Here is a 12,976-nt window from a genome sequence, read left to right on the forward strand (position 1 = left end):
AAAGGAAATTTATGTATACCTTAAATGAACATGCTGTATGGTTCTCTACCCCTAATATTGGTTTACTCGAAGCGGTATATCACAACAACATAACTGATATAGTGATTGATATTGAGCACGGTATTTTTGATATTACTAGCGCTGATCGCTTCATCTTGACAGCAAAATCAATGGGATTGACTGTTCACGCTAAAGTTTTATCTACCGAAATGTCGGCAATACAGCAAATGTTAGACATTGGCGTAAACTCGGTAATAATACCGCACATAGGCGGCTTGGAGCATGCAAAAAAATCCTGTTCTTACGCTAAATTTGCGCCTTTAGGAGACCGAAGTTGTGCAGGCGGTAGAACATTACAATTTGGCAATGCCGATAGCCAATATTTTCAAAATCAAAATAGTGACACTCGTTGTTATCCCATGATAGAAACCGCTGAAGCATTTCAAGACGTAGATAAGATTTTAGCACTTGATACTGTTGATGGAATATTTATTGGTCCTACAGATTTGTCGCTTTCTCAAGGAAGAGGTGCTTATACCTTTGATGAAATAGATAAAAAAATGATAAAACAGATAGCCTTAGCCGCAAAAAATGCGAATAAGCCGTGGATAATGCCAGCTTGGAGTACTCAAGAACAAGAATTTGCACACAATATTGGCGCCTATTTATTGGTGTTTACCCACGAACAGGCCATACTTACTGCTGGATTAAATGCTTTCCTCAACAAACGTGGCTAGTCAATAACTTGTACAAGTCGCTAAAGCACTCAGCTTTATCGGCTTGCTTTTGCTATCGCTCACAATTGAAACCTATTACATCTTGGAAGAACGCTACTCAGTAATATCTTGGTGACACTACTTCACGTCAAAATGGTTAAAGAGTGTATAAGAAAAGGATATTTCATATTAGAAATGAGCGAGTTGTCGCCTCCTTGTTACCTCAACAACAACTCGATTTATTTTACTATTTTCGTTCGTTAGGCAAATGCTCGATCATGAGCAATGCTATTAATTATCGCTTTCGCTTTACTGATTTTATCTAGATCTAAATCAGCCATAATGATTCCAACGTCGACACCACCATCTGCTAATACCTCTCCCCAAGGGTCAATAATCAGTGAATGCCCATAACTATATCTGTTTTGATAATGATGACCCGTTTGCGCTGGTGCAATAACAAAGCAGGCATTTTCAATTGCTCGAGCTTTTAACAGGGTATGCCAATGAGCTTGACCTGTTATTTCTGCAAACGCAGCAGGTACAGATAATAAATTGGCTCCACGGTGCGCTAATGCTCGATAAAGATGAGGAAATCTTACATCGTAGCAAATACTCATGCCCAGTTCACCCCAAGGGGTTTCAGCAACGACTAACTTATTACCTGGTAAATAAATATCTGATTCTTTTGCATCTTCACTGCCTGGTATATTAGCATCAAACATGTGTATTTTATTATACCAAGCAACAACCTCCCCTTGAGGAGAAATCAAGAACGAGCGGTTTGCCAACTTTCCTTTATCTTGGCGCACGGTTAATGAACCAATAAGTGTCCAATAATTGAATTTTTTTGACAACTTGCAAATATGCTTTAATGCCAAGTGATTGTTAACAGGGCTGGCATAGTTCTTCATCACTTCAGCGTCTTCATGTAAAAAATCACATGCTTCAGGTAAGGCGACCAATTGAGACTTTTTGATGCTAGCTTCTAGCATCAAGCTTTCAATCATCTCAAGGTTAGTTTTTCTATCTGGGCCAGTATTGGTTTGCAAACATGCAACTTTTAAAGAGTTCATCATTACCTCAAACAGCAAATGCTATAGCGTCAATTTCATCAAATGTGATTTGAACTTCATTCCTCGCGATATCAAGCTCAGATTCCATTCGGATGCATTCGCCATTGGCCAGATCAATAAAATATTGAAATTTAGATCCCAAATACTCACGGGATGTGATCTTACCTTCCATAATATTTGTCGTCGGTGATTGACGTTCATTGATCGGTAAAATACACTCTGGACGAACAGCAACTACCACCTCATCCCCTATTTTAGATTGATTATCAATTGAGGATTTAATAATGGTATTACCTATATCAACTTGGCAACTACCCACATCAACTTGAATAACTTTACCTGGAATAAAATTACTGTTACCAATAAAATCAGCGACAAATGCATTCGCAGGCTTGCGATAAATATTAGCAGGTGTATCAAGTTGAACTAATTTACCTTTATCCATGATAGCAATTCGATCACTCAACGATAATGCTTCCGCTTGATCGTGAGTAACGTAAACCGTTGTAAGCGCTAACCTTGTTTGTAACTCTTTAAGCCATTTTCTCGCCCGTATTCTTAATTTTGCATCAAGATTAGAAAGCGGTTCATCGAGTAATAATAGCTTGGGTTCATAAACCAATGTCCGCGCGAGTGAAACCCGCTGTTGCTGACCACCAGATAATTCATGAGGATAACGCTGTTCTAACCCATTAAGCTCAACAAGTGAAATAGCCTCATTAATTCGGCGCTCTTTTTCACTTTTAGATATTTTTCTAATATCTAAAGGAAAAGAAAGGTTTTGCCAGACTGTCATGTGTGGCCACAAAGCATATGATTGAAAAACTAGGCCACAGTTCCTATTTTCAGGTTCAACAAATACATCTGTATTTGCATCAGAAAAAATAGTATCTCCTAAACTAATACTACCCGACGTTGGTTTATCTAATCCGGCAATCGCAAATAAAGTTGTTGATTTCCCACAACCTGATGGACCAAGCAATGTTAAAAACTCACCATCTTCAACAGTAATATTTACATCATCAACAACTAGCGAACCATTAAACTCTTTACAAAAATCATTAATTTCTAACTTATTCATATACCTTTACTCCTAAAAATTTTTTGGCTATAGCAACAAACACTATTGTGATCGCTATTTGTATAACGGCAAGCGCAGCTACCGGACCTGAATCACCATTAGCCCAAAAAGACAACATTGTTGTACCTATGATTTCGCTTCCTGGCGAAAATAAAAATGCAGCGGAAGCATACTCTTTTAAAAAAGATAGAAACAACAATACATAAGCGCCAAAAATTGCAGGCTTTAACAATGGGATAATAATAGTTTTTGTCGTTGTCCACCAATCAGCTCCAACACTTCTTGCACTTTGATCCAAATCTTTTCCTATCTGTAAAAGCATAGGAGAAATAGCTCCAAAGGCTGTTGGAATAGTTCTCATTGTAAAGGCTAAAATAAGGATCCAAACCGTGCCATATAATGGACTTAAGATTGGGAATATCATCATGCCCCAAAAGAAACCTAAGCCCGCAACAATACCTGGTACAGCTCTAGGATAAAGTGCTATAAATTCTAATGGCTTTCTAAATTTAAATCGTGATCGGTGCACTACAACCGTAATTAATGTAACGACTACAACGGCAATCGCAGCCCCGACTCCAGCAATAAACAAACTGTTGGTGATAGATCTTGTATAGGCATCGTACTCAAAAATTAGTGCAAAATTATCGAAGGTTAGTGTTTCCACTGGTGATAATAAAGGAGTGAGAAATGAGGTAAATGCTCGTAAAACCACACCACCTAATACAACAATTAAAGTAAAGAAAAAGTAGGCTGATATCCCTATTGCTATAGGCCAACGATAAGGCCCTAAATCAAAAAGCTTTCTTCGTGTAGCCTTCCCCTTAATAGAAACAAAGCGACCACTTTTCCTTAATAATAAGCCTTGCAGTGCTATCAAGACAGTGATTAGTGCAAGCAATAATACTGCAGCAGCACCTATCATTCCGTAATCAGGTACAGCCTTGCCCAAACCTTCTATATATAAAAAGGTGGTAAAGAAATCGAGCCCTACAGGCGAACCGAAGATCAACGGCACTGATAACATTTCTAATGAACCGATAAATGTCAAGGTGCCACTATAGATAATAGCTGGTCGAAGTAAAGGAATAGTGACTCGCCATAACACTGTAAATGGCCCTGCGCCTGAGGCTCTTGCCGCATCTTCTAATGAAGCATCTGCGGCGGCTGCAGAGCTTGAACATAACAGGTGAATCATAGGCGCTTGCGCGGCGCCAGCGACCACTGACATGCCCAGTAATGTATATAGATCCCAAGCCTGCACATCAAACCAGTCTTTGACTAATAACGTGATGTATCCAGACGGGCCGTACATAACAAACCAACCAAATGCTAGTACCAAGTGAGATACATACATAGGTAGCAAAACAACCTCTCCTAAAGAGCGACGCATAGGTAAATTTGTTCGGCCTAGTAAAACAGCGGTGCTTATACCAATGACCAAGGCAATGAAGGTAGTACCTAATGCCAAAATAACTGAATTTGACATTGCACTATAAAACTTCGCATTGGTTAAAAGCTTTTCAAAATTTGCAAAGGTAAAAATTTTGATTTCTTCATAAATAGGATTACCTAAAAATGATTGAAATAGGATTGGAGACAAAGGCGCAATAACTAAAATGAATGCCAAAATGGCTACACCACTTTGTATATATACCGCTCGATTTAATTTTGTACGATTATCTGAATTTATATTATCTGTTGATACATTCATTTTTACCCCCTAGTTAAGTTAGTTGATAAATAATTTAAAGAATTCGTAAATTTCATAATCTTCATAATTTCAATATCTTAATTAAGTAGCAACCACCCCTATAGATACCGAGATAGCATTAACTTTGTTTTTAATTTAAAATTGATCAATCACCCACAGTAGTATTGCGAGTTATGAGTTCGTTAGTTTTATGCTCGAAAGTCACATTGGCTAGTTGATATATTTACCCATAAAAATAAGCCTATGTTTCTATTAATTTTTGATGCGGTAGTCTTGCTTCCAACTATCTATAAAAGCTTCTTTTTCACTTTCATCGCTAGAGTCATAATGCACACGTATTATATTTTCTTCACCTATTTCATTAGCGATATCAGTGTAAGTAAAATACGGTACTTCTGCAGAAGTAACACTTTCTCGGTAGGGAGTTAACCCACCTTTACCAACCGAGACCTGCCCATCATGAGTGAGTAAATAATTAAGCATTAGCTTTGCAGTGGCTGGATTCCTTGCTTGCTGAGTCACCCCCATTCCTCTTAAAAATACAGGCGTCCCATCTTTAATTAAATTCCAACCTAAAATTTTATTTCTACCTCTTTGTTTCATTTTAGGTAACACCGTAATGCCAGAAACAAAATAACACGCTAAGTACTCACCAGTTATCACTTTATCTACCATGATTGCACCACCATTTTCTAAACGACTTATACTGCCAAGCGTTTCGTACAAAACATTATCTTTATTTTTTTCTTTAAAAAATTTATTTGTAAACCAATGAATTGCATGACCAAACGCATGGCTATCTGCATTGTATGTAGCAATTTTATTCACTCGCTTTGGATTACTTGACCAAGACATCAAGTCAACTAAGCTAGCAGGCCTTTCATTTTCAGGTAATAATATTTTATTATAAATCATGATCATTGGATCAGTAGAAAAGGTATATAGCCCTTTTTTGGGTTTACTCCATTGCGGATACTCTGCCGCCAAAGGTGATTGATATGGTAATAAACCATCTTTTTTAACAAATCTCAGCCAAGAGTCAGGAGAACCAGTAACAATGAGATCAGCCGTTTTTTGATTCACAGAACGTTCAGCATAATAACGTTCAAATACCGCTGATGGCCCCATATCCAATGTTTGAATGTTCACTCTCATCCATGGGTATTTAGCACTGAAAGCATCTAAGATTTTAGACCAATTGTATTCAGCAATATTTGAATAAATAAGTAAATCAGATTCTTTCTCAGAAGCTTCCATTAATTGTTGATGCTCTATCGAATTAAAATATTCGCTGTCATACTCATTAGCATTTACAGTTAATGACATCAAAAAACTTACATTGAATAATACTGTCGCTAATAAATATCTATGTGCGAATTTTAGTTTCATGCTTTTGTCCTCTTTTTTTATCCCACCAAATTAACCATCCTATAACAATAAGTAAACTTGTCATTAGGCTAACGATAAACATAATAAACTTACCAAAGGTACCCATTACTTTTGCTGTGTGTAATGGGTACATCCAATTTAAAACGGTTTCAGAAATATTTTCTTCTATTGCTAAATTCACCCTGTTTTTCTCAGCCTCTTTTGCTGAAAAAACAACCGTATCAACGGCAAGACTTCTTGAATGATCACTCGCATAAAGCAATATTTGTATTTGCTCTTGGTGAGCATTAAAGCGAATGTCTTTTACTGATGAAATACCCGCTGTTTTAGCGAGACAATTAATAGTGATATCGATTTCATTGTGTTGTACACAGCTTAACAAGCTCTGCTCTTTCATTGATGCTGCAGGTATTGCTTTTGCACTATCAAACACTTCAAGTAGCTTCGTTCGATACGACATACCTATACCTGTTATGGAAATTATCAACAAAAATATTGAAACTAATACCCCGATAACACGATGTAAATCATACAGCTGCATTCGATAAGAGCCTTGCCAAGAAATATTTAATGCTCTTTTTTTACCCGAAGGCCACCAAAGATAAAGACCAGATAGAACCCACAAAAACAATGCTAATCCTAATAAACCGACAATATAATGACCAGTTTTTTTAATAAGTAACTCTTCATGAAACTTAAATAGCCAAATAGTTGCATATTCAAATAAATCAAACTCAATAAATTGATCAGATGAAGGTAGGTATTTATTATAATGTTCCTTTTTACTAGTGTTGTGTTGTGTTCTGACAATAAAACTAGACTTACCTACTGGCGGATACTCTATTCTGAGGAGTTGATGCTCAGAGAAGTCTCTTTCCAATATTGCAAGAATGCTACCTACAGGTTTCTCATCTAATCTAACTAAATCACCACTTGGAATATCTGAAATAATGTTATCCTCAAAGTTTAAAACAGCACCAGTCAATACTTGTAGCAGTAACCAAATGCCCAAAATCAATCCCATCCAACGGTGCATAGATAAAATAATTTTTCTAATACTCATTTGATCTCCTCAAGTATTTGACTTGATTAGATTCAGGTTAGCTCCCCTGAATCTAATCATTACTTTTTGCTAAAACTTAAATTCATAACGAATTGAAGCTGTTGCTCCAGGAGCTTTTGAGTATCGGCTATCTTGTTGAGCTGATTCAGAAACGTGCGTGTAGTAATCTTCATTTAACATATTACTTAAGCCAATAATCAGAGTGCCAGGTCCTACTTTCCCACTTACACTTAAATCAACTGTTGTAAAACTATTAATATTACCTTCCCAAAAAGCTGTACTATCAGGAAACCTGTCACGATTTCCTGAATATAAGCCTTGTAAATGTGTTATCCAATCGCCTCCATTATCGTATTCTAAAAATATACTTAACATTTGTGGTGGAATACGACGGTTTTGTAAATAATCATCAAAACTACCATCACCATTTTTATCAGCTTTACCTTCAAGCCATGCATACGTGCCACCAAAAGATAAATTCTCTGTTAAATCAGCATCAAATGTTAGCTCAAAGCCATAGACTTTATCTCCCGCTCTATCAACTATAGCAGCATCAGGATTAGTGGGATCAGCTCGATATGATAATCCGTTTGAAGAATCAGTATAGAATACTGAAAATGTACCAGATAAAGAGTCCCAACTTTTTCTAGCGCCAATTTCATAGCTATCAATTAAATTAGGATCGGGGTTTAATATCTCTACATTGACATGTTCTGGCCAGCTGCGTAATTCTCGACCTACCCCTGTAATTTGAAAACCTTGGGAAAAACCAGCAAAGACATTAAAATCTGAAGACAAATCATACGTCACCCCAATATTTATTGGTGTGGCATCGTAGTCAAGTGTTCCCCCTGTAACATTTGACAGCTCAGCATAAGTAATATTTCCTTCATCATCTTTTACAATTGATGATTCGGCATATGTTAACAAGGATGTAAAATCCTTTAATTCCAATTGAGAACGCTCATGTCTAACGCCAATAGTCAGGTTTAAATTTTCAATCGGTTCAAATAATAATTGAGCAAAAATCGCCTGACTATTTAACTCTTGAGGTGGTGCATATGTACGACCATCAACTAAATCAGCACGAGTTTTATCTTTTAATATGTCTATTCCCCATAATAATTCGGCGCCATTATTTAGCTGCGGTAATTGGGTACGTAAATCAATTCTTACTCCTAACTTATCTGAAGTTGTATCAGATTGCCCTGATGTCTTTTCTGCTTTAGGAAATTTTGTAGCTGAATAATCAAAAACACTTTTTGAGTTTTGATAATATAACTGACTGTTTAGCCTACTACCTAAAAAATCAGGATGACTATAACTTAAGTTGAATACCGAATTTTCATGGAACTGATCTGCTTCCTCAAAAGCATCATCGCCTTTGAGTACTGCTGTTGCTTTTATGCCTTCTGAAACATCACCATTTTCAAGAGTATATTTTGTATCTTGTTTCTGATTGTAAGTATTGGCACTAAATTCAATGCGTCCTTCTTCCATGTCTATACCGATCTTTCCATATAGACTATAAATTTTAGAATCAGCTAAACCACTAAAACCATTTGGAATTGGTGCAATGCGATCTCCGTCTGAATCAAAAAAGCCCCCTATTTCTTCATAAAAAACGACTGTACGATAGTCAATTTCATCATCTCCACCTGTAGCAGATAATCTTACAGATGGTCTTTGTCCATCACCAAACTCACTGACAGAAAATTGGGAGCCTATCTCAACAGCAATTTCTGTAGCTCCCTTCTGTCCTGCTCCTGTAATATAATTAATAAAGCCTGCACCAGCACTGTTGCCATATAAAGCGGAAGATCCTCTAACGACTTCAATCCTTTCTATTGCGCCAGGGTCAATCATTCTCATTTCCCTACCAACTTCATTTAAAGTTGGTGTAATAGGAACACCATCTATAAAGAATACGGGCTTTCTTCCACGCAATGACGTTTCAACATTTGACGGTGAAGCTGAAGAAGTTCCCATTCCTGGAACCATTTGACCTAGTATTGCGCCTAAATCACTAGTAACAGCTAACTGCTTTTGAAGTTCTTCTTGATCAACAACTGTTACTGAACCAGGCATTGTAGATAATGTTGACGCCAGTCTAGAAGAGGTCACTCTGATAACTTCAGTTTCTTTTTCCTTTACGGTTACATCTTCGCTTACCCCTCTCTCTTGAGCATAAGTACTAGTCCCAGCAAAGGTTAAACCAACGATAGCTGATATTGTTTTATATATATTCATTTTATATATCCACCTTAATGTTTTATTTTTAATAATAATTTTTAACCACATTATTTTAACCACATTAATAGTAGCCAATTTGAGCTTAATTATCAACATGTATATAAAACCCACAGAAAAATAAATAATTAATATAAAAAACAGCAACATATCTACATAATACAAAAACAAAACATCATTAAACCACCTTTAAAGAAGATTAAAAATAAAATAAAACCTATTTATTTTGTAAATCTATTCGTAAATACAAGTATAATTGCGTATATTGGCTACCATTATAAAATTAAATATAACAATGCTTAAAATTAACTCTGGGAGAGATTGAATGAGCAATAAATTAATATCACCTTATGACATAGGAAAATCTGCCGACTTTTCTTGTCAATATGACCAACGTTTTTCGTATACTACTTATGTACCTGCCCATATTGCACACACCAATAACATGCGTAATAAATTACTGGTAGTGATTCATGGATCTGGCCGAAATAACCAATTAATAAGAGACCGCTTTATTTCTTTTGCCGACCGTTATGGTTACATTTTATTGTCACCATTATTTCCTTGTGGTATTACAGATAGTGAAGACAGAGATAGCTACAAATATTTTATGACGGATAAAGTACAATACGATCAAGTGCTGTTAGCCATGATTGATGAAATAAGTGATAGACTACACCTTAAAATAGACAACTATTTTATGTTTGGTTTTTCTGGAGGCGCTCATTTTGCACACCGCTTTTTTTATCTTCACCCAGATAAAATCTCCTATTTAATTATTGCTTCGCCTGGCTCAGTAACACTGATTGACACTGACAAGGATTGGTGGGTTGGTTTACGAAATATAGAAGAAAAATTTGATATGGTATTTAATATTGAGTCACTTAAAATACCAAGAATACAATTGCTGGTTGGTGAAGAAGATCTAAGTACTCATGAAATAACACACGCTCCTGGTGATAAATATTGGATGGAAGATGCAAATATCGCAGGTGCCACTCGCGTTGAACGATGTAAGTCACTATTTGAAAACTTTACCAAGCATGGATTAAACGTCGATATGGAAGTAGTCCCTGGTGCGGCTCACGATGGTAATGTTATTTGCAGCAAAGCTATTGAGGTTTTTAGTCAGTATATTGACGGAAACGTGATTGACGAAATATAAGCATGTTAAATTTGGCCTATGTTCCATAAGTAGGCCAAAGAGCAGTGACCATAATGGTGATGCTCTTGCTATTATCAATTTGCTACGCGTTTCAGAAATTTTGTTAAGGCACTAAAATATAAACTTGGTTGTTCATAAAATGGCATATGGGAAGATTCTTTAAAAACATGTATTTGTGAGTTTGCCAAGTTATCGTTAATTTTAGCAGAGCAAGCAGGTGTTAATTCGTCATATTGGCCCACTAAGATCAACGAAGGTACTTTTATATTATGTAACTCATCACACCGATTCCAATCTTTCATATTACCCGTATACGTAAACTCGTTTGGCCCTTGCATAGTAACGTATGGAGCTTGATTCCAGTCATCGAGTGAACGATTTACAGCATCTGGCCATTTATCGAGTCGGCAAACATGACGATAATTAAGCAAGGTAATAGCTGCTTGGTATTCTGGATGTTCGATAGTATTTTCTGCTTCTCTTCTTTGCATCATAGTTACAGTCTCTGCCCCTAAAGATGCTTTTAAGCGATTTAATTCAGAAATTAAATGTGGAATATCTGCAGCGCCATTAGCTAATATCAAAGACTTTAAATTACTTTGGTATTTCAAGGCGTATTCAATCCCAAGCCAAGTCCCCCATGATTGCCCTAAAAAGTGAACTTTTCCCAAATCAAGTGCTAATCTAATCTCCTCGACTTCTTCAACATAACGCTCAACTGTCCATAATGCATTATTGTTTGGTCTGTCCGATTTTCCACACCCTAGTTGGTCCCAAGTAACAACACGAAAGCCTTCTTCGGCCATTATATAATGACTATCTCGTATGTAGTCACAAGGTAATCCGGGGCCGCCATTTGCGCATAAAAGAACATTCCCCCCCTCTCCAATTGAATAAGTGACGACTTCGTGTCCACTTTTCAGTTTAACTCGTTTTATATCTCCTGTTTTAATGCTCATAATTCATACCTATATTTATATTTTGGCGAGTTAAGCGTTATACCAGTTGATTAAGTTCTTTCCCGCTCAGCGAGAGAATTAAAAGGCTTAGAGGCAAGGCATTGATTGAAGAGAATGGTCATTCCCTTGTCAAAATCAATAACGCCGCATGTAAGCCTTTTAAACTCGCCCTTTGGGAGCTCATTAGCAAACTGATAACATCGCAAAATTGAAGAAATATAGAATATCTATGTTTAATCAATTTTCCTTGTTCTAAGCTCGCTAATGAAGCTCTGAGTTGGGAAGAAATTTAATCAAATTGGTATTAAATAACAATTCAACGCTAAATTTTGTAGTCTTTACTAGTATTACTGGAAGAAAAAACTATTAAATGTTATATTACTGGTAAAATAACATATTGGCTACTATTTTAATATGACTAAAAAAAACGAAGAAAATCGATTAGCAATACAAATTAAAAATGATATTATTTCTGGCAAATATAGAGCAGGCGAGTGGTTAAAGCAGGCTGATTTAGAGAGCAGTTACCAAGCAAATCGTTTTGAAACCCGTATGGCATTATCCGACCTTGCAGCTAGGAAAATAATCAGTCATATTCCTAATCGAGGATATCGGGTTATAAACCCGTCTGATAAAGAACGTGAAGATTTATATCAAGTAAGAACTTTATTAGAAACGGCTGCTGCAAAACTTGCTGTGCAGAAAGCTAATGCCAAAGATATTGACGAACTTCAAACCATAGTTGACCTTTTTGAAGACGCTATTGAGCATCAAACAAAAGATAGCTTGATTGCATTAAATATGGAGTTTCATAATAGGTTTTATTCCATATCATGTAATGATATTTTATGCCAACAAATAGAAGAAATGCGGCATAGAGGATTGCCTGGGCGCCAAGGCAGCTGGACGACCGTAGCTGGTTCACGGGCAAGTAATCAAGATCACAGAGAAATGGTTGAAAAACTTAGAATAAAGGATGTTGAGGGTGTTTCTTATATTGTTTATCGCCATTTGAATCGCTGGCGTGAGTTTTCTACGCCTAACTCAAGTCAAAATTGATATAAATACAAAAAAGCTAAATAATCGTAAGTGTCTGGGCAATCACACTTAGCTAAACTGTATATTCCAAGGCAACAGTTTTGCTATATCAACATGAACACCGCTTAGTTGCTCAAGACAATACGCGATATAGTAAAACGGGGTTAAGTCATTAGCTTTTGCGCCGTTGACTGTATCGACGAACAACCAATTAATGGTGCCCAAGAAAGCTCAACACTTTATAGTATTGTGATGACTTGTCACGCCAATGACATCAACCCTTATTACGACTTCCAGCATTTATTTAAAACTAAAACGTTGCCAAATCGAGATGTGGGTGATGATAAATTTACCGACTTAATGTCGTAGAATGTGCAACTAGACTTCGAGCTACACACTTAAACTGTATTAGTTCCGACTTAATCTGACACATCGACTTGAAAAGTTGAGAGTTACCCGTTTTTATTAAAGGTGTCGAATCTTTAATTTAAACAAAAAAAGGTAACTCTCATGTTGCATACTAAC

10 protein-coding genes are annotated in these 12,976 nt (G+C 36.5%); 3 read left to right on the forward strand and 7 right to left on the reverse strand.

Annotated features, from left to right (window positions below; genetic code table 11):
• Window positions 1-11: 11 nt before the first annotated feature.
• A complete protein-coding gene (locus ACE1OF_RS12105; protein ID WP_448894777.1) occupies window positions 12-737 on the forward strand; it encodes an HpcH/HpaI aldolase family protein in 726 nt (241 codons plus the stop codon).
• A gap of 239 nt (window positions 738-976) precedes the next feature.
• On the opposite strand, the gene ACE1OF_RS12110 is transcribed toward ACE1OF_RS12105, so the two are convergent.
• From ACE1OF_RS12110 to ACE1OF_RS12135, 6 genes are all read right to left on the reverse strand, one after another.
• Complete coding sequence (locus ACE1OF_RS12110; protein WP_448894778.1) at window positions 977-1,792, reverse strand: carbon-nitrogen hydrolase family protein; 816 nt, start codon at window positions 1,790-1,792, stop codon at window positions 977-979.
• A 7-nt stretch (window positions 1,793-1,799) separates the two neighbouring features.
• Entirely contained in the window at window positions 1,800-2,873 is a 1,074-nt protein-coding gene (locus ACE1OF_RS12115; protein ID WP_448894779.1) for an ABC transporter ATP-binding protein, read from the reverse strand.
• Entirely contained in the window at window positions 2,866-4,587 is a 1,722-nt protein-coding gene (locus tag ACE1OF_RS12120; RefSeq protein ID WP_448894781.1) for an ABC transporter permease, read from the reverse strand. Before ACE1OF_RS12120 ends, ACE1OF_RS12115 begins: the two co-directional genes overlap by 8 nt.
• Window positions 4,588-4,839: 252 nt before the next feature.
• On the reverse strand, window positions 4,840-5,976 hold the full coding sequence (locus ACE1OF_RS12125) for an ABC transporter substrate-binding protein (protein ID WP_448894782.1): 1,137 nt from the start codon (window positions 5,974-5,976) through the stop codon (window positions 4,840-4,842).
• Window positions 5,954-7,039, reverse strand: a complete 1,086-nt coding sequence (locus ACE1OF_RS12130) for a PepSY-associated TM helix domain-containing protein (protein ID WP_448894783.1) — start codon at window positions 7,037-7,039, stop codon at window positions 5,954-5,956. The genes ACE1OF_RS12125 and ACE1OF_RS12130 overlap by 23 nt, the downstream gene beginning before the upstream one ends.
• A 69-nt stretch (window positions 7,040-7,108) precedes the next feature.
• Entirely contained in the window at window positions 7,109-9,289 is a 2,181-nt protein-coding gene (locus tag ACE1OF_RS12135) for a TonB-dependent receptor (RefSeq protein WP_448894784.1), read from the reverse strand.
• Between the two features lie 325 nt (window positions 9,290-9,614).
• On the opposite strand from ACE1OF_RS12135, the gene ACE1OF_RS12140 reads away from it, so the two are divergent.
• Window positions 9,615-10,454: a hypothetical protein gene (locus tag ACE1OF_RS12140; protein WP_448894785.1), complete on the forward strand. Its 840-nt coding sequence runs from the start codon at window positions 9,615-9,617 to the stop codon at window positions 10,452-10,454.
• A 74-nt stretch (window positions 10,455-10,528) separates the two neighbouring features.
• Here the strand turns inward: ACE1OF_RS12140 and ACE1OF_RS12145 are convergent, their stop codons facing one another.
• Window positions 10,529-11,413, reverse strand: a complete 885-nt coding sequence (locus tag ACE1OF_RS12145; RefSeq protein WP_448894786.1) for a proline iminopeptidase-family hydrolase — start codon at window positions 11,411-11,413, stop codon at window positions 10,529-10,531.
• 414 nt (window positions 11,414-11,827) lie between these two features.
• Between ACE1OF_RS12145 and ACE1OF_RS12150 the strand changes: the two genes are divergently transcribed.
• Window positions 11,828-12,472 (forward strand): GntR family transcriptional regulator, encoded by a 645-nt coding sequence (locus ACE1OF_RS12150; protein ID WP_448894787.1) that lies wholly within the window; start codon window positions 11,828-11,830, stop codon window positions 12,470-12,472.
• The last annotated feature ends 504 nt before the right edge of the window (window positions 12,473-12,976 follow it).

Source organism: Colwellia sp. E150_009 (genome assembly GCF_053543955.1).